Origin of the sequence: uncultured Gimesia sp., from assembly GCF_963976445.1 — a bacterium.
GTDB lineage: Bacteria > Planctomycetota > Planctomycetia > Planctomycetales > Planctomycetaceae > Gimesia.
This window is the reverse complement of the sequence record NZ_CAXBKP010000011.1, coordinates 14794-33197: the sequence shown is the minus strand read 5'-3', so window position 1 is coordinate 33197 and position 18404 is coordinate 14794. Positions and strand designations below refer to the sequence as shown.

Below are 18404 nucleotides of genomic sequence, written 5' to 3'. Positions count from 1 at the left end.
CTTCGCCTTCCTGCTCTGTTTATGATCTCTGTTTCCCAATGATTCCTGTTACTCTCTGCAAAAATCTGATTAGTCGGCAATGATCCGTTGAATCGCATCCGCCATCCCTTCAATCAAAATTTCCAGACCGCCCCGTTCGAACGGCGTCTGCCACACCTGGTACAAATCCAGGTCATATAATTCCGCCGGCGCCAGATACCCAGTCGTCCCATTGATCAGATTCAGACAAACAATCGTCCGCTCTGGAAATCGTTCTCTGAGTTCGCGCTGCAGAATCGAATACGCTTCGGTGGGGCTGCCGACCAGAATTGTATCTCCCATGCGCCAGACCCAGACCGGCAAGTCCAGCGTTGATCCATCGCCAATTCCCCGACGAATATTCCGCCGCCGACGCAAACGTTCTTCCAATGCCCGATCCGGACACTCCTGCCGTAATTGCTCCAATTCCTCCGCAGAAGGCCAATCCTTTATTGGCAGTTCTACTTTCACTTCGAGCGCTTTGAGCAGTGAACTCGGCGTGATAGCAGCATGCTTCCACACCGCCAGTGGCGCCCCCGATTCCATCACGCCCTGATACTCCAGACACGTCGCCGCCGGTTCCATATCTTCCAGCGTCGCGAGCGTCGCATAAGCCAGTTGACGCCCATGCCGATCCGCAACGTCGGTGTCACCCACATACTGATACCGCGGTGACAGTTCCCCCGAAGCCCCTTGCATAAACAGAGCAGGGACCCTCAGTGTTTCCTGAATCGTATCCCGCATCGCTCCCGGAAAATCAGGTGAGATCGCGGTGTTCTCCCAGGCCAGCGTCGTCGGATGGCAAGCGTAATTCACGATCACCGCCTTCAATTTTCCTTCAGCATCACTGATACGACCTACCACCAGCGTATCATCCGCTGGCTCACTCGGATTCCAGCCACACAGAATTCGTTCTGTCCGGGGAGCGGGATCAGGCAAATCTCGCATCGATGCTAACTGACAGTGTCCCGTGTTCCATTCCAGAACCGCCCCCGACACATTGTTGATCGCGGCACGCACTGCATTAACAGAAGCCTGATAAACGGTCTCCAGATACTCCGCCAGCGATTCACTGGCCGGTAAATCCGGATCAGGGTCCGTCAAAGGGGGAGAAGCATGGGTATGACTCAACCCGAAAATCAAAGCCGACTCGTTAATCTCCAACTCTTCCAGTAATCGAGACTGAAACCGGTTGAACGTAATCAACGATCGCCACCAGCCCAGGTCGGCATCCAGAAAAATCAAAGGCTGCTCTGCACCGGCGGCATACAGCACCAGCGCATTCAAAGTCAGCCGACGATGAATCGAATCGGCCACGTCATGTTTCGCCGCGCCCCAGTTACGAGCATAAATCCCCACGGGCGGCGTAATATCGACCGTCGCCACTCCGATCTGCCCCTGAAACGCCAACTCTGTTCCCACCTCGATTGCGCGCTCACTCATAACTAATTCCGTTTCAAATAATCGTGAATCTCAGTCCCTGTCCAAAGCACCCAGCAAAACCGGCTTACCAGTCTCCCACCGCACCATCTCGATAGTACACCCGCTGCACTGTCTCCTGCTCAAACGGATGTTTTTTGACTTCCTCTTCATTGATCGAAATTCCCAACCCCGGCCTCTGGTTTGGCGTGACCGTCCTTGTTTTGGGATCAATCACAAAACCTTCTTCCACGACATCCTCTCTCCAGGGAACATCCGAATGCACCGACTCACAGATAATGTAGCTCGGCTGTGAAAATCCGAATTCCAGCGAAGCCGCCGTGCTTACCGGCCCTTGTGGGTTATGTGGCGCGAGTGAAATCCGATGCGCGTCTGCCAGAGCCGCAATCCGCCGTGCCTCCGTGAAACCACCGCAGTGCGTCAGATCGAGCTGACAAATCTCACAGCCCCGTAATGCAAACAGATCGCGAAACGCCGCCAGATGGGTCAGCCGTTCGCCCGTTGCAATCGGCGTCGTCACCGCCGCATTGATCCGTGCCAGACTCTCCATCGATTCCGGCCAGCAAGGCTCTTCAAAGAAATACAGACCATAAGGATCGAGTGCTTTCGCAAACTGCATCCCCATCGCCGGTGAAGGGCGGGCGTGACAATCCACCATGATATCAATATCGTCTCCGACCGCTTCTCGCATCGCCGCCACACAATCTTCAGCTGCCTGGATCGGTTTCAAACCTTCAATTGGCATCGTCGGTGGCACCGCCATCGACTTGAATGCCGTGAACCCGTCCGCCACCGCTTTCTGTGCCAACTCTGCGAACTGCGCCGCGTTGTCTGTTGATGTCTGGTAGAACGACTCCATATTGCCACCACCCAGATGACAATACAGGCGAATGTAATCCCGCACCGGACCACCCCACAACTGATGGCAGGGCACGCCGTGAATTTTCCCCAGAATATCCCACAACGCCAGATCGATACCTGCAATCGCCGTTGACCGCGTCACACCACTTCCATGCCAGAAATGCTGCCGCCACATCGTCTGCCACAGATGCTCGACGCGCCGGGGATCTTCGCCGATCAACAGAGGAGACAAATCTTCAATCGTCCCCACAATCCCTCGCGTATGCCACTCCAGCGTGGCTTCGCCCCAGCCAATCAGGCCGGGTTGATCGGTGACCACTTTCACAAACACCCAGTTTCTCATCCGGGCATGACACACCAGCGTTTCGATGCGTTCAATTTTCATCAGAGTCGGTTTCCCATCTGCAGTAGTTTTATTTTGGTGCCAAAATAATAAGATACTCCGATTTTAGCAGGGAAGCAAGCCAGATTGAAAAAGAACCGCCCCCAATCATAGGGATCGGCGCAGCCGGAAAAAGGGGAATCTCAACTGTTCAGCAGATAACAACCGTGATTATGAAAACTGTTCTACCTGGTCGTCTTCCAACTCTTCCAGACGTTGCCGCGCCAGATCGGCCCAAGGCCCCATTTCGTCGAATTCGAGGTAAACCTTCCAGTGAGGAATCGCTTCCTCAACTCGATTCAACTGATGCAGCACCTCGGCGATATGCAGATGCGCGTCCGGATAATCGGGGTGAACCTGCAGCGCGATCTCAAATGCATGCAGCGCCGCTTTCGGGTCGCCCAGCTCGTTATGCAGGCAGCCCAGCTGAGTCCAGGCTTCGATGTAATCGTGATCCCATTCCACCGCCGTATAATAACGTTCGAGCGCGCCTTCCGTATTCCCTTTCAGATACAGCGCCTCCGCCAGATGCAAATGCGCCTCGGGCATATCAGGCTGCCCCAGTAGAGCCAGCCGAAATGCTTCGATCGCCGACTGTGCATCGCCTGCATCCAGAAACTGACAGCCTTCCTGAAACCATTCGTCCGAACTCCGCTCCGCTGGTTCTTCCGTTTTCAGATGCTCCGTGAACTCAATCGTCCCTTCGAACGATTCCTCGTCCGCCAGTTCAGGCACCACAGTCTCTTCCGTACCGAAATCAAATACCCGCTGCCCGCGCCGGAGATCGATCAGGCCATGCTCATCTTTCAACAGCAACTGCGCATCCTGAGAGAGTAATGTCAATTGAGAGAGCGGGGCGTCGATCTCGTTAAAGAATTTTCCCAAATGCTGCAGGCTGTTTTCCAAATCCCGCGGATGCACACCCGATTCCAATAGCTGCGACAGCCGCCGCACGCTCGCCACTTCCTGAAACGAAAAGTAGGGCAGTCGGAAAATCTTTCGTACCGGCTTAATCAATCCCTGCCGTTCCCAGCGACGAATCGTAGTCACAGGTACTTCCAGCATCTGCGTTAACATCGCCGGCGTATAAAGCTGATCCACATTCACGCCCGGATCGCGCAGTTCAATCAACGCCAGCCAGTCCGATTCCTTAATGATCTGAATCGGCGTCCCTTCGTTGATCAACTCCTCGGCCTGGCTCAAATTCACGGAAGGCGAACCGTCTGCTTCCAGCGGCCAGCCTTCTTCACCGACAACCAGCAGCGTCGTTTGTCGACTCACATGCTGTGCGGCTTGACCGCCGTGCTGCTCGACGAACTCCCACGCCTTCTGGTGTGTCATTGAGGCAAGCGTCCCCGTAAACACCACGCGTTCGCTTTGAAGTGCAGGGGAGCCCTGTAGCAGTTGATCAGGTTGTTCTTCGTCAGTTTCAGACATAGATTAAGTAATAATACATTAAAACGAAAATTTCGAGTAAAAAGGGGGTTATCAGGGAAGTGAATGAAAAATATCATTCTTCTGAACAGTAAACTTTCTCCGAGGATACTGATACACGAATGCGTTGGGTAGCTTTCAGAGCAATCCTTCATTATAAGGGAGCAAAATAAGTAATTTCCCCTTCATGGTACCGTTTGTACCCCGATTTTTGACTATATATCCATGGGAGTTTATTGGAATGTCCGTGCTCGAGTCGTCTGATTCTGAAATCTGGAACTGTATTCAGTCTGAAGCGCAAAGGCAGAAACATGGTCTGGAACTGATCGCTTCTGAAAATTACACCAGCGCCGCCATCATGGAAGCCGCTGGCTCGATTCTCACAAACAAATACGCCGAAGGGCTCCCCGGTCGCCGCTATTATGGCGGTTGTGAATATGTCGACATCGTCGAAAATATCGCCCGCGACCGAGCCTGCAGTCTCTTCGGAGCCGAATACGCCAACGTTCAGCCACACTCCGGCTCTCAGGCCAACATGTCCGTCTACTTCACCGTCTTGAAACCCGGTGATACCTTCCTGGCGATGGATCTCGCCCACGGCGGTCACCTGACGCACGGCATGAAATTGAACTTCTCGGGCAAGCTTTACAACCCCGTCCCTTACGGCGTTCGCGAAGACAATCACCAGATCGACTATGATCAAGTCGCGAAACTCGCCCGCGAACACAAACCGAAAATGATCATCGCTGGTGCGTCTGCGTATCCCCGCGAAATCGATCACCCCAAATTCGCTGAAATCGCCGCAGAAGTCGGTGCGGTCCTGATGGTCGATATGGCTCACTATGCTGGTCTCGTCGCCGGCGGAGTGCATAACAACCCTGTCGAAGTCGCCGACTTCGTCACTTCGACCACACACAAAACCCTGCGTGGTCCCCGTTCCGGTTTCGTATTGATGAAAAAGAAATACGCCAAAGACCTGAACCGCGAAGTTTTCCCTGGAATTCAAGGCGGCCCCCTGGAACACGTCATCGCCGGCAAAGCGATCTGCTTCAAAGAAGCCAGCGAAGACTCTTTCAAAGTCTACGCCCAACAGATCGTCGCCAACGCAAAGACGCTCGCCGAAACCCTGATGGCAGGCGGCATCAAACTCGCATCCGGCGGTACTGACAACCACCTCATGCTCTGTGACGTCACCGCGATCGACCTCTCCGGTAAAATCGCCGAAGAAGCCCTCGACAAAGCCGGCATCACCGTCAACAAAAACATGATCCCCTACGACCAGCGTAAACCTCTCGACCCCAGTGGTATCCGGATCGGCACCGCCGCTCTGACGACTCGTGGTATGAAAGAGGACGAAATGAAAAAGGTCGGTGCTTGGATTCTTCGCGTCCTCGGTGCTCCCGATGACGATTCCAACATCGAAACTGTCAAAGGCGAAGTCGCAGAATTCACCGAAAACTTTCCCGTTCCCGGCATCGCATAATACGGACTCATGACACAGCACAGCGACCTCAACATCACGACCATCGACTGCACCCGCGACGACGCCACCGCGCTCTTCAGCGAACTCCGCGAAAAGCTCAGCCCGCGCGGCAATGTCGTCTCGGAAGCAGGCAGACAACGTACGATCGAACTCTTCGGCGAACCCCTGTCTCCACAGGAAGTCGTCGAACGGATCTGCAACGATGTGCGTGATCAAGGTCGCGAGGCACTCCTCGACTACACGGCAAAACTGGACCGCAAACAGCTCACCCCCGAAACCATGCGCGTCTCGGCGGAAGAACTCAAAGCGGCTCACGAACAAGCCGATCCCGAGTACCTCACTACGCTGCGTCGTATTCGTGAAAACGTGATCGAATTCCAGTCGGCTCTCTTGCCGGACGACGTCAAAGTCCTTCGCGAGGCAGGGGAGTCCCGCGTCGAGCTGCGTCAACGGTATCTGCCTTTGAAACGGGTCGGCGTCTGCATTCCCGGCGGTGCCGCCGCGTATCCATCGACGCTGCTGATGACCGCGATTCCCGCACAAACCGCGGGTGTCAAAGAAATTGCCGTCGTTGTCCCTCCCACCGATTTCGGAGGCTACAACACCGACATTCTCGCCGCCTGTTATGAGTTGGGCATCACCGAAATCTACCGCGTCGGCGGGGCACAAGCCGTCGCCGCTCTCGCATACGGCGTCGAAGGCATCGAACGTGTCGACAAAATTGTCGGCCCCGGAAATCTGTTCGTCGCCCTCGCGAAACGGCACGTCTTCGGCGAAGTCGACATCGACAGCATCGCCGGCCCGAGTGAAGTCATCGTGCTCGCCGACGAAACCGCGAATGCCAAATTCATCGCCAGCGATCTGATCTCGCAAGCCGAACACAGCCCCGGTTCCGGCGTCCTCATCACCTGGCACGCGCCGCTGATCGAAGCCGTCCGCACCGCGCTCGTCAATCAACTGAACGAACTCCCGCGCGGCGATCTCGCCCGCCAAAGTCTGCTCGACTACGGCGCTCTGATCCTCGCTCGAGACGAAGACGAAGCCGCCCGCTATACCGATCTTCTGGCACCCGAGCACTTGCACATCTCGACCGCCAACCCCGATCAGCAACTGGATAAAATCCAGAACGCCGGCGCGATTTTCATGGGTCACTATACCCCCGTCGCAACCGGCGACTACTACGCCGGCCCGTCGCACGTGCTTCCCACCGGCGGCACCGCCCGCTTCGCAAACGGCCTCTGTGCGATCGACTTCCTCAAACGTTCCTCGGTGATCTACTACAACCAGGAAGGTCTGAAACAAGACGCCCCCGGCATCTGTCTGCTCGCAAACAAAGAAGGCCTCACCGCCCACGCCGCCAGCGTCACCATCCGCCTCAAACAAGACTGAACGACACTATTCACTCATGCTGTTCTTCTAACGTATGCACCTGTGTCAGTACACAATTTTGACTTGACGCTCTCCCGCTGATCCGTACAAAGCCTGTTCGGTGTCGCGCGCGAGTTGAGAGGAATGCCCACTGGAATCTGTCGAACATGTTCCGCAGGTTCACCTGAAACGCCGCCGATTTTTCACGTTTTTCACTGGAACCTGCGGCAGTAGTTCGGGATGTCTCGTCAATGATCGATCCACTTCGGAACACGATCAGAGGGTCTCGATCACGGATCACTCCATGATCACTGCACATCGACGCCAGTTCGGATGTCGTTTTTCCATTGCCCTCCACACGCCGTTCAACATGATGCAACATGTTCGCAGTCCATTTTATGAAACAATCGTTAAAGAAAGGTAACACGTCCATGACCGACTCCAATCGCAAACCCCGTATGAGTCTTACCGAAGAACAAAAAACGCAAGCCCTCAGGCTTGTCAAAAGAATGCTCGCCATGGGAAGTTACCCCTCTGATATCAAAACCGCGATTGCCGGCAAATACCATCTCAGCCGGCGTTCCGTCGAACGTTACATGACCCGCGCCCGCCACGAAATGGATGAGTGCATGGATGAAGACATCCTTCAACACCGTGCCGAATCCCACCAATTTTATCGCGACATCATCGCAAATGAAAAACGTTCTGTAACCGAACGTCTCCACGCCCGCAAACGCCTCGACAAACTCCTCGGCCTCGAAATCCACAGACACGACCACCAAAAGAGCAAGCCAAAGCTCACTGCCCAGCAAGTTCAAAACATGACCGACGAAGAACTCAAAGATGCCTGTAAGAATCAGCCGATCAAGAGCCGAGAAACAGAATCATAGACATCGGCACGAGAGAGAGAAGGGAAGATTTGCATCGTGGTGAAGAAACACCCCACCACAATCGTAGGGGCGACCCTATGTGGTCGCCCGCGCTATCGACGGACCATGTGTAAAACCACTCGAACCATTTAGCCGGTCCCTTTGGAAGCGTGATCCAGCATCGAACCCCACAAGGCGGGCAGGCACATAGACCTGCCCCTACGCCACGATTGGGGAATTCTGATCATCGTGCCCTATTTTTCGTAACGATAATATTTGTCATCGATCCAACGCTGAGGATTTGTCCGAATATAATCTGAAATTTCTTGCCACGCATCTTCATCCTGAATAATGTGCTCATAGTAATTCCGTTGCCATAATCGCTGATGAAAAGGTGGCCAACCTTGCGATTTCACCTGTCGAATATATTCATTCATCGTCATCGACTTAAACCAGCCAATGATTGAAGCCAGGGAAGTAGGAGAGATGTGTAACTGCTCAATTTGATCAGTAATTTTGACAGGTGTGAATTCTTTCGCTCTGTCATTTACTTCACTGGTGTGGTCTATTTGAAGAATACCATGAAAATGATTTGGCATTACGATGCGCTCATGAAGTGTCACCGTCGGAAATTTGCGTGACAATTCTAACCACCATTTTTCAATCATGCATCCTGCTGAATTTGGTTTCATTTCCCCGTTAAGCTGAATTTCACCAAAGAGACATAATTGATTTTGCGTGCAAATAGTAATGAAATAAAAGCCAGCTTGCGAATAATCATCCCCTTTCAGTCGGATCGATTTCCGTCGTGGCTGGTTCATGATTGTTGCTCGTTTGGGTGAAGGTAATACCTTGAGACAATGTGGCCGTAGATCATAGTTCCAGACTAGTGAACACAGATTCTGACTTCAATTAGAAAATACGATAAAGAGAATATTTTCGTAGGGGCGACCCTATGTGGTCGCCCGCAATATCGACGTACCAGGTGTAAAACCACTCGAACACTTTAGCCGGTCCCTTTGGAAGCGTGCCCCAGCATCGAACCCCAACAGGCGGGCAGGCACATAGACCTGTCCCTACGCCACGATTCGAGAAACAATCCCAATCAAAAAATGACCGCTCCCAAATACTACCATCTCAAAAGTAGGGGCGACCCTATGTGGTCGCCCGCAATATCGACGTACCAGGTGTAAAACCACTCGAACACTTTAGCCGGTCCCTTTGGAAGCGTGCCCCAGCATCGAACCCCAACAGGCGGGCAGGCACATAGACCTGTCCCTACGCCACGATTCGAGAAACGATCCCCACCCTATGTAAATAGTTGGAATGGTTCCGCGTATCCTGCCAAGACACACTGGCATCAGAAACCCACAAAAAGTACAATCGAACAGCATCACTAATAAAGTGATCTCGCAGCCAGTTCACTCAGTGCGTACTACGGTTCATCGAGTTCTTTCAGAAGGATACCTTTATGTCAGCGACCACTTTGACGATTCGTGATGAAACCATGGCCGGGAAAATTACCGGGGAACTGACGCTCGAATTTCTGACCGAAACGATTACCGTGCGCGAGTTGATTCGCAGCCGGGTTTATCAGGAAGTGAAAGACTTTAACACAAAACAACTCGAGCATTTTAATGGTCTGGTGCGTCCCACCGATACCGAAGAAACACTCAACGGCTTCAAACAGAAAACACGCCGTGAGATCGACTGGAATCAACAGTACGAAAAGGTCATCGAGGCGTTTGAACGCAATCAGGTGCTGATCCTGGTCAACGAGCGGCAGGCAGAATCTCTGGACGAAGAAATTACGATCACTCCGCAATCAGAAGTGACGTTCCTGAAGCTAACTTTGCTCGTGGGAGGCTAAATCGCGGTCACTTAGTCTACGGGTTTAGCCCGACCACTCCACGAACAATAAAACACAAGACAGATTCACTCCCATGAAATATTCTCCCCGCGCTGACGAACTTTATCGACAGTTAGTGGCTGATGCCAAAGACAAAGACGTTTATGATTTCGACAGTATTGCCAGTCTCCCTGTCGTTCAGGAAACCCTGAAAGAAAAAAAAGACGTTCAGAAAGATTTCATCTTTCTGGCATTCGGATTGAGATACCATGATCGTAACTCTGCAGACTGGCCAGAGTGTCTTAAAATTTTGTATGAGTCTCTGCCGGACCAGCGACCTGCCAATTCAAATACCCCAGCCCATATGGCAGCCCGACTACTACGTCGAAACCTTCCGTTCACGATGCCGGAATATGCCTGGCTGGCAGATTGTTGCGCCCAAACGAGAGGGCACCATCCGCAGATTTATGCCTTTGTCAATCACATTCTAAGTTCTCTGAAAAAGTCAGGAGCAGAGCCCGATGAGCAACTGAACCAGGCTCTGTCTGCACTCTCGGAAAGACTGCTGAAAATGAATACCGGGGCAGCGTTCCAACTTAACAAAAAATTCCAAAATCTCATTACCAATCATGGTAGATTCCCTCTGCAGCCGGGAGAAGCCTGGTCGGACGCGGCACTGGCTGACAGTCAGGAGATGACCGCCCCCCAACGAAATGCATGGGGGGCATTGCTGGCACATTGCCAGACCGCGTCGGCAGGCAAGCCTTCGGAAAAATGGCTGAAAACAGCGGAATCTCTGCTCAACAAACTGGGACAAGAACCATTCATCGAGTCGGTATTAAAATGGTTTCCCCTGATCGATCAACCCCGCACGAAAACTTTAGGAAGAAATCACTGGGGCCCCGACCCCAACCTGATGCTAGTCGATATACACCAGGATACGCTCAAGGGGCTACTCTGGAGCTGTAGCCTGATCGAGGAGTCAAAGCTGGCACGAGCCATCGCGTCCTTAGCCATTTCTACCTATAAAAAAGTTCCCGGCGCTGGTGCCCGCGCGGTCAAAGTGGGCAATGCCTGTGTCTGGTCGCTCGGTCAAATTCCCAGTCAAGTGGCTCTCGGCCAACTGGCATTTCTCAAAGTGAAGATCAAATTCGGAACCGCGCAAATTGGGATTGAGAAAGCATTACATGCGACCGCCGAACGCATGAATGTTCCCCGCGATGAAATCGAAGAAATGGGGGTTCCCGCCTACGGGCTGACGGCAGTTGGCCAATTGAAAGAAACATTGGGGGAATTCACGGCCCAGCTTAATATTACCGGAACCACCACGACACAACTACAGTGGCTGAAACCAGACGGCAAGACTCAGAAGTCAATCCCGGCTGCGGTCAAAAAAGAGTTTCCGGAAGAGCTGAAAGAACTCAAGGCCAGCGCCAAAGACATCCAGAAGATGCTGCCCGCGCAACGAGAACGCATCGACAACCTGTTCCTGGAACAGAAAGAATGGTCCTTCGAAACATGGAAGGAACGGTATCTCTACCATCCCCTGGTGGGAACTCTGGCCCGGCGGATTATCTGGCGTTTCAAAACCGGCGCGGAAGTCGTCGTCGGGATCTGGCTGAAAGGCCAACTTGTCGACCGGGACAGCCAGCCGCTCAGTAATCTGAATCAGAATACCACCGTTGAACTCTGGCATCCCATCGAAGTGCCGACGGAGGAGGTTCTTGCCTGGCGGGAATGGCTGGAAGAACACGAAGTCCAGCAGCCCTTCAAACAGGCCCACCGTGAAGTCTATCTACTGACAGACGCAGAACGTAACACAAACGTTTATTCAAATCGTTACGCAGCTCATATTATAAAGCAGCATCAGTTCAACGCGCTCTGCGCTGCCCGAGGGTGGAAAAACCAATTGCGGCTGATGGTCGATGATGCCTACTTTCCCGCCATGAAATTGCTTCCCAAATGGGACTTGCGCGTCGAATTCTGGGTGGAAGGAGTGGGAGACAATTATGGAGTCGACACGAACGAAACCGGCACGTATCTCTATCTCGCCACCGATCAGGTCCGTTTTTATCCGCTCACTGCAGCAGAACACACTGCACATGCCAGCGGAGGTGCTTACACCGCCTGGGGCGAGGATGCGAGCAATACCCCGATTGAGGTAGCAGAAATTCCCCCGCTGGTGCTCAGCGAGTTGCTGCGCGATGTCGACCTGTTTGTCGGCGTGGCTTCTGTTGCCAACGATCCGACCTGGTCCGATGGAGGGCCGGAAGGCCCTTACGCCACCTACTGGCAAAGTTACTCGTTCGGCGATTTAACTGAGTCTGCCCAGACCCGCAAGGAAATATTGCAGCGTCTGATCCCGCGACTCAAAATCGCCAAACAATGTTCGTTTGAAGATAAATTTCTGGTGGTCCAGGGATCGGTGCGGACGTACAAAATCCACCTGGGAAGCAGCAATATTTTAATGTCTCCCAACGACGAATATCTCTGCATCGTTCGTAAACAATCCGCTGTCGACAAAACATCAGGGAACCTGTTTCTGCCCTTCGAAGGAGACAACATGCTCTCGATCATCCTCAGCAAAGCCTTTCTGCTGGCAGAAGACAAAAAAATCAAAGACCCCACGATCCTCAGTCAGATCAATATAAGCTCGTAAGCAAGCCCAGTCCCGACCAAGTGGCACAGTCGGCTTACCAACAATGTTCGAAAAACCATCCCAACCCAAAAAACGACTACTCCCGAACATCATTTCCCGACTGATAATCGGCTCTGACCTGGAAACAGTTCATTACAAATCATGTTGAAGTGCCAGGATTTGATCTCTGGCTTCATATTCGTGTTGTAGACGTTCTAAGAAGGTCTCAGGTGAAGACATGACTTCTTCGATCCCACCGGAAGCCAGAATCGAAACATATAAGGCTGCTGAATAGGCCTGGCAATTGATCGATTTCTTCGGGTTGAATTCAATATCGGTAAACCCCTGATACTTCATCAGACGCTCCGCCATTCCCGGCTGGTGCTGGAGCGCATTCAGATACAGCCAGTCATAAAAGAAAGTACGTGGCTGCAACGGATAGGTTTTCCCGAAATATTCAAACCGGGCCAGTTTTCCCGAATTCCTCAACCGTTCATCTTTCTTTGCCTGTCTTGAGGTACCCTCCAGCAGATCAACGTAGGGTCCCCCATTTTCGAATACTTTACTCCCCTGAAAAGCAGTCTCCACAGAAAAGACCTGGCAACTTACCTCAGATGTCAGTGTCAGATGAAAAGCACTGAGTTGAACTCCGAACTCCACTTTGGATTTACTGGAGATCTCTAAAACAGGATGGATTCCCAGTTCTTTGGCAGCACCATGCAATGCATCAATCGATCTCTGTTTCTGCGCAGTGGAAAAGCCGGGAAACCATTGAAACGTGACATCCCTGACAATGACTCCAGGGGTGTCAGTCTTTGGTACATAGACGGGACGGACTGCCATTGAATTTCTCTCCGGGGAAGCAGGGCGATCATTTTTGAAAGCCATAATCATAATTCAGGCCGCCCAACAATGCCACCCGCAACACCAGACGGGCGGCATTGTTGGGTCCGTGCCCTACAAAGACCATTTAGGCAATGCGACTCTGGTTTGTCCGTCAGCCCTGTCTAAAGATTTTCGTGTGCTTTCGTGCCTTTCGTGGTAGTAAATACATTTTGTATTGAAGCGTGGCTTCACAATGCGCGTGACAGCAGCGTCAGCGTGTCGCACAGTTGGCTTGTGTTAAGAACGGCGTTCCTGCTGTCGTAAAAAGGCCAATACGTCGCGGCAGCCGCGTTGTATTTGGGCACTCATCACTTCGCGGGCCAGGGGACCATCGCCGGCGTGCAGCGCTGCCAGCAATTGCTCCTTGCTGTCACAGGTTTTTTCGGCTAACTCCAGCGCCAGCAATTTGGAACTGTTTCGCTGAGACTCAAACACGGTCGTTACAGCGCGATGTTCTCGAATCACTTTTGCAATCAACCGGTTGAGAGACGCATCGATCACGATTTCATGAAAGGCCTCTTCACAGTCAAGCCGCCGACGCAAGATGGTCGAAAACTCCCACGCTTCAAACGACGTTGGATTGTGGAGCATAGTATTGCCTGGTTGCACAACTATCGTCGCAGTGTCACACGCTGGGAATATCACGATTACCTCTACGAAAGCTTTGTAATTTTTGGGTGTTTATCTACACTATTAAAAAGGTTTTGAGATACCCTCTACTCATATTAAAATCGAGGTGACGAAAGGCGGAAGAACCTTTATGAAGGTATTTTACGAATGATGCAACAGCCGTATTGACGAGAACTGAGAAAAGCACTCTGAAAGAACTATTGGGACTTTAAGAGGTAGCAAATGGATAAAAAACTAGACGCATTAATCAAACAGCTCGGTGAGGCACTTTTCAAGTTGGGCGAGTCTGAGTTAGCAAACCAGTGGAAAACGCTAACGCTAGATGCTCGCTATGATCATTGTGGAGGGGTCTTGGCAAAGATTCGTGTAGATACAATTAGTGAGGATACAGTATCAGTGAAGTCAAATAATATGATCGATCTGTTACTAATCTCTTTGGGTAGTTGTCGCGATTCTGCCGGACCAGAATGGTATGGCTTGTTCATGACAGTTACATCTTCGATGGACTGCATCGTGGATTTCAATTACGACCCAGAACGTGAACAAGACACAGCTTTTTTTGAAGAATAGCCCCACTGGTGGTCTTTTGGTTTCGCCTCACAGCGGTCAGTTTTAGCTCGGGGCTTCGGTGAGTGAGAAAACGCAGCCCCACAGAAAATGTAGGGGGAGCCCCATGTGTCTCCCCGCTGTTGCGACGTGCTTTGCGAGAAGACGCTCGAACGTTTTAGCCGGTTCCTTCACTAGTGTGATTTAGTATCGAAACCCGCCAGGCGGGCGGACACATGGGTCCGCGCCCTACGAAAACGACTCAGGCAATGCGACTCTGGTTTGTCCGTCAACCATGTCTGAAATTTTTCGTGTGCTTTTGTGTTTTTCGTGGTAGTAAAAACATGTAGTGTTGATGTGCGGCTTCACAATGTTCGTGATAGCACTGTTGGCTTGAGTTAAGACCGGCGTTCCTGCTGTCGTAAAAAGGCCAGTACGTCGCGGCAGCCGCGTTGTATTTGGGCACTCATCACTTCGCGGGCCAGGGGACCATTGCTGGCGTGCAGCGCTGCCAGCAATTGCTCCTTGCTGTCACAGGTTTTTTCCGCCAGATCCAGCGTCAACAGTTTCGAGCTGCTCCGCTGTGACTCGAACACAGTCGACACCGCACGATGTTCCCGAATCACTTTGGCAATCAGACGATTACGCGAAGCATCAATCACGATTTGATGGAAGGCTTCTTCCAGATCCAGCCAGCGATGAAACTGCGCCGGCGTGGCATGTCCGTCGCTCCGGCCGCGGATCAGCTCTCGAATTTCATGGAATTCCTCCAGCAGTGCGTCAAGGTCATCCAGTTGGTGCGGCGTAATGTACCGGGCCGCCTCCGCAGCCGCACAGCTTTCTAACGCATCCCGTAGCACATACAGTTCTTCCAGATCTTCGCGATTCGGATTCCGTACAAAGGCCCCCGCGCCAGGAACATGCTCGACCAGCCCTTCTGATACCAGCCGATGAATGGCCTCCCGCACTGGAATCACACTCACGCCGATTTTCGACGCCAGCTTCCGGTTCACCAGCTGCACGCCGGGAACGAGGGTCCCGTCCTGCATTTCCTGCTTGATAAATCGATAAGCGCGATCCGCCAGATTTTCGGTGACTTCATACATTCTTCATTTTCTTGTTGACAAGCGAATTCAAATTGCTGACAATATGTAACATCATGTTATAACACGTTATCCCAACGGTCAACCTCTTTTAACATAAGTCCGTTCATTTACTCAAAACAGCCTGTTTCAAAGGCGAATTGGATCATTTTTGATAATCAACCTGAACTGATCGAACAGCGATCAAATTCATTTCCCCTCATTCACCTGTCTCTTCCGGAGAGAATCATGAAAATCAAGCGCGGATTTACACTGATTGAACTGCTGGTCGTGATTGCCATTATTGCAATCTTAATCGCCATTCTACTCCCTGCCGTTCAGCAGGCCCGCGAAGCGGCCCGCCGCTCCAGTTGTAAAAACAACTTTAAGCAGGTGGGACTGGCGCTGCACAACTACCATGAGACACACCGCTCATTTCCCCTCTCTGATCATCGCGACTCGGGTCGTGGCTGCTCGGGGGGCGTCTGGTCGCAAAACAATGTCTATCGCTACAGCTGGGGCGCTATGATTCTCCCGTTCCTGGAATCAAATGCCGTGTATAACAACTTCGATTTCAGCACAAACTACAACGTAGCCCCCTCCAACAGTATTCAGGCTGTCGGTGCCACGATCCCGATCTTCATCTGCCCTTCTGATCCTCAATCGGAGGCGCGCTGTAACCGCACGGGTGGCATCAATAACGGCGGCCCAGGGAATAAAGATGACCTTGGACGTTCTAACATGGCCGGCGTCGCTGATTCGCGAGACTGGGAATGTGCTGCGAACTGGGGTCGTTCCGACGGCGACGGTATCTTGTACAACAACTCCAATACGAAAATCCGTGACGTCATCGATGGTACGAGCAACACGCTGATGGTTGGTGAAGTCACCGGCGGCTTGCCTGGATCGTTTGACTGTAATTACTGGAGTGTGGTGAATCATATCGACACGGCTGGCGGCATTAATGGTCCCAATACGACTCCCGGTAACGGAACCTGGAGCCTTCGTGGTCAGCAGGCTTCCAGCTGGCATGTAGGGGGTTGTCATTTTTTACTGGCAGACGGCAGTGTGCACTTTGTTTCTGAAAACATTGATTCCGGCGTTCTGACAAGCGTGACCACACGCATCGGCCGCGAAGCAGTCTCCGCATTCGGACAGTAACAGTTCCTGTGACTCAAGTTTTCTGTGCACAATCCTTCTCAAGAGATCTACTAGAGGCGTACCGATGAAATTTCATTTATTGACAATCACATTCGCACTGAGCCTCTCCCTCGCAGGCTGCGGCGCAGCAGCCACAGGGCCGGACCGGGCGATTGTGACGGGCAAAGTCACCTTCGAAGGAAAACCGGTATCGCAAGGCCAGATCTGGTTTCTTCCCGCCGCTGGCAGGGAAGCGCCCCAGGCCGGCGCAGCCATTATTGACGGACAATATCGCGTCGAAAATAAAGGGGGAGTCCCTATCGGCGCCTGCCAGGTCAAAATCACGGCAGAACGCCCCGAAGCTGACGTCAAAATTGTAGCCGATGGCGGTCCTGAAGAAATTCCAACCAGACAATATTTGCCCGCACGTTATAATGAGAAAACCGAACTGACTGTGGAAATCAAACCGAGTTCGGAACCCTTTGAGAAAAACTTTGACCTGACACCATAAGAGTCTGATTTCCCACCAACAACATAGATTCCCTTTTGCAACTCAAGGAAAACCCACCTATGAAATCCCTGCTTTCACTGCAGACGCTATTGCTGACCCTGTTCGCCATCGGCGGCTCCCAGTTCAACTTACACGCCGCCGATCCACTGCCAATCGTGGATATTTCCAACCAGACAGACCGTCAAACCGTCATCGCAGCCGGAACTCCCAAAGTCTATCAAGGGCATCCCACAACACTGCTGATGCCCGATCAGAAAACCATCTTTGCCGTCTGGTGTGTCAATCATGGCGGCTCGGCCGGACCGATGTCAAAGAGCAATGATGGTGGAAAAACCTGGCAACGGATCGATAAAATATTACCCGCCGGTTACTCCACACATCAGAATTGCCCCAGCATCTACCGCATGGTAGACCCGGCTGGCAAAGCACGGCTCTGGGTATTCTCCGCTGCAAAAGGAAAACGAGGTGGCCCTGGTATGCCCAGCATCATGAGCGAAGATGCTGGCAAGACCTGGAAAGAAATGCCCCCGCTCGGTTTTCCCTGCGTGATGACCTTCAGCAGCATGGTGCAGTTAAAAGACGGCCGCTATCTGGGTCTGTACCACAAAGGCCCCGATGGAAAAGACCGTGCTCCGTTGGTTGTCTTACAGACCATCTCCGATGATGGTGGTTTCAATTGGTCGAAGCCCCGCGTGGTGGCGGAAGTCAAAGGCAAAAACCCATGTGAACCATGTGTATTTCGCAGTCCCGATGGAAAACAGCTTTGCTGCCTGCTACGTGAAAATACACACAAAGGCCGCAGCCTGATGATGTTCAGCAATAATGATGGCAAGACATGGACGAAACCGGTCGACACGCCCTGGGGATTAAGTGGCGATCGACACAAAGAGGTCTTTACCAAAGATGGTCAGTTGGTCGTCTGCTTCCGCGATCAGGCGCCCGGCAGTTCCACTCGTGGTCATTTTGTCGCCTGGGTCGGCACCTACGATGACATCGTCAACGGTCGCGACGGCAAATATCGCATCAAGTTGTTGCACCATCACGGTCGCAAAGGGGACTGCGGATACCCGGGAGTCGAACTCCTGCCGGACGGAACCATCGTCGCAACCACGTATGTGAAATATCGCGATGATGCCGCCAAGAATTCGGTCGTCTCCGTCCGTTTCAAATTAGACGATTTACCACCAAAATCCGATAATTAAACTATCATCCAAGTTCAATAGCCTTCAGTGCCACATCCGATTGCCTGCATCGGTGGCACTGTTGGT

Annotated in this window: 17 protein-coding genes and 1 pseudogene; 10 read left to right on the top strand and 8 right to left on the bottom strand. The window is 52.3% G+C overall.

What is annotated here, in order from left to right; genetic code table 11:
• Positions 1-69 precede the first annotated feature (69 nt).
• The 3 genes from AAC022_RS13845 to AAC022_RS13835 all read right to left on the bottom strand — a co-directional run bounded on the left by AAC022_RS13845 (position 70) and on the right by AAC022_RS13835 (position 4138).
• A complete protein-coding gene (locus tag AAC022_RS13845) occupies positions 70-1461 on the bottom strand; it encodes an alkaline ceramidase (RefSeq protein WP_339731801.1) in 1392 nt (463 codons plus the stop codon).
• A 64-nt stretch (positions 1462-1525) separates the two neighbouring features.
• Positions 1526-2704, bottom strand: a complete 1179-nt coding sequence (locus AAC022_RS13840; protein WP_339731799.1) for an enolase C-terminal domain-like protein — start codon at positions 2702-2704, stop codon at positions 1526-1528.
• A 168-nt stretch (positions 2705-2872) separates the two neighbouring features.
• Complete coding sequence (locus AAC022_RS13835; protein ID WP_339731797.1) at positions 2873-4138, bottom strand: tetratricopeptide repeat protein; 1266 nt, start codon at positions 4136-4138, stop codon at positions 2873-2875.
• A gap of 238 nt (positions 4139-4376) precedes the next feature.
• On the opposite strand from AAC022_RS13835, the gene glyA reads away from it, so the two are divergent.
• Both glyA and hisD read left to right on the top strand, forming a co-directional pair.
• Positions 4377-5618, top strand: a complete 1242-nt coding sequence (glyA, locus tag AAC022_RS13830) for a serine hydroxymethyltransferase (protein ID WP_339731795.1) — start codon at positions 4377-4379, stop codon at positions 5616-5618.
• 9 nt (positions 5619-5627) lie between these two features.
• Positions 5628-7007, top strand: coding sequence for a histidinol dehydrogenase (gene hisD / locus AAC022_RS13825; RefSeq protein WP_339731794.1), 1380 nt, complete (start codon positions 5628-5630; stop codon positions 7005-7007).
• Positions 7008-7017: 10 nt separating this feature from the next.
• Here hisD and AAC022_RS13820 read toward each other — a convergent pair whose 3' ends face one another.
• Positions 7018-7368, bottom strand: coding sequence for a hypothetical protein (locus tag AAC022_RS13820; RefSeq protein ID WP_339731793.1), 351 nt, complete (start codon positions 7366-7368; stop codon positions 7018-7020).
• A gap of 49 nt (positions 7369-7417) precedes the next feature.
• Here AAC022_RS13820 and AAC022_RS13815 point away from each other — a divergent pair, with 49 nt between their 5' ends.
• Positions 7418-7876 (top strand): hypothetical protein, encoded by a 459-nt coding sequence (locus tag AAC022_RS13815; RefSeq protein WP_339731791.1) that lies wholly within the window; start codon positions 7418-7420, stop codon positions 7874-7876.
• Positions 7877-8109: 233 nt separating this feature from the next.
• On the opposite strand, the gene AAC022_RS13810 is transcribed toward AAC022_RS13815, so the two are convergent.
• A complete protein-coding gene (locus AAC022_RS13810) occupies positions 8110-8676 on the bottom strand; it encodes a transposase (protein WP_339731790.1) in 567 nt (188 codons plus the stop codon).
• A 650-nt stretch (positions 8677-9326) separates the two neighbouring features.
• Here AAC022_RS13810 and AAC022_RS13805 point away from each other — a divergent pair.
• Positions 9327-9725 (top strand): hypothetical protein, encoded by a 399-nt coding sequence (locus AAC022_RS13805; protein ID WP_339731789.1) that lies wholly within the window; start codon positions 9327-9329, stop codon positions 9723-9725.
• 73 nt (positions 9726-9798) lie between these two features.
• Positions 9799-12363, top strand: a complete 2565-nt coding sequence (locus tag AAC022_RS13800; protein WP_339731787.1) for a DUF4132 domain-containing protein — start codon at positions 9799-9801, stop codon at positions 12361-12363.
• A gap of 132 nt (positions 12364-12495) precedes the next feature.
• Here the strand turns inward: AAC022_RS13800 and AAC022_RS13795 are convergent, their stop codons facing one another.
• Positions 12496-13185, bottom strand: coding sequence for a hypothetical protein (locus AAC022_RS13795; protein ID WP_339731785.1), 690 nt, complete (start codon positions 13183-13185; stop codon positions 12496-12498).
• A 279-nt stretch (positions 13186-13464) separates the two neighbouring features.
• The gene (locus tag AAC022_RS13790; protein WP_339731783.1) at positions 13465-13770 is read right to left on the bottom strand and encodes an FCD domain-containing protein; all 306 of its coding nucleotides are present in this window, start codon (positions 13768-13770) and stop codon (positions 13465-13467) included.
• On the opposite strand from AAC022_RS13790, the pseudogene AAC022_RS13785 reads away from it, so the two are divergent.
• Together AAC022_RS13785 and AAC022_RS13780 are read left to right on the top strand one after the other, a co-directional pair.
• A pseudogene (locus AAC022_RS13785) lies at positions 13765-13866 on the top strand (IS5/IS1182 family transposase); the annotation flags it as partial. The gene AAC022_RS13790 and the pseudogene AAC022_RS13785 overlap by 6 nt on opposite strands.
• A 213-nt stretch (positions 13867-14079) precedes the next feature.
• On the top strand, positions 14080-14427 hold the full coding sequence (locus AAC022_RS13780) for a hypothetical protein (protein WP_339731781.1): 348 nt from the start codon (positions 14080-14082) through the stop codon (positions 14425-14427).
• Between the two features lie 374 nt (positions 14428-14801).
• Here the strand turns inward: AAC022_RS13780 and AAC022_RS13775 are convergent, their stop codons facing one another.
• The gene (locus tag AAC022_RS13775; RefSeq protein ID WP_339731779.1) at positions 14802-15509 is read right to left on the bottom strand and encodes a GntR family transcriptional regulator; all 708 of its coding nucleotides are present in this window, start codon (positions 15507-15509) and stop codon (positions 14802-14804) included.
• A 225-nt stretch (positions 15510-15734) separates the two neighbouring features.
• Between AAC022_RS13775 and AAC022_RS13770 the strand changes: the two genes are divergently transcribed.
• The 3 genes from AAC022_RS13770 to AAC022_RS13760 all read left to right on the top strand — a co-directional run bounded on the left by AAC022_RS13770 (position 15735) and on the right by AAC022_RS13760 (position 18338).
• Positions 15735-16646 (top strand): DUF1559 domain-containing protein, encoded by a 912-nt coding sequence (locus AAC022_RS13770; protein ID WP_339731777.1) that lies wholly within the window; start codon positions 15735-15737, stop codon positions 16644-16646.
• A gap of 64 nt (positions 16647-16710) precedes the next feature.
• Positions 16711-17136, top strand: coding sequence for a hypothetical protein (locus tag AAC022_RS13765; RefSeq protein WP_339731775.1), 426 nt, complete (start codon positions 16711-16713; stop codon positions 17134-17136).
• Positions 17137-17195: 59 nt separating this feature from the next.
• A complete protein-coding gene (locus tag AAC022_RS13760; RefSeq protein WP_339731773.1) occupies positions 17196-18338 on the top strand; it encodes a sialidase family protein in 1143 nt (380 codons plus the stop codon).
• Positions 18339-18404: the final 66 nt, after the last annotated feature.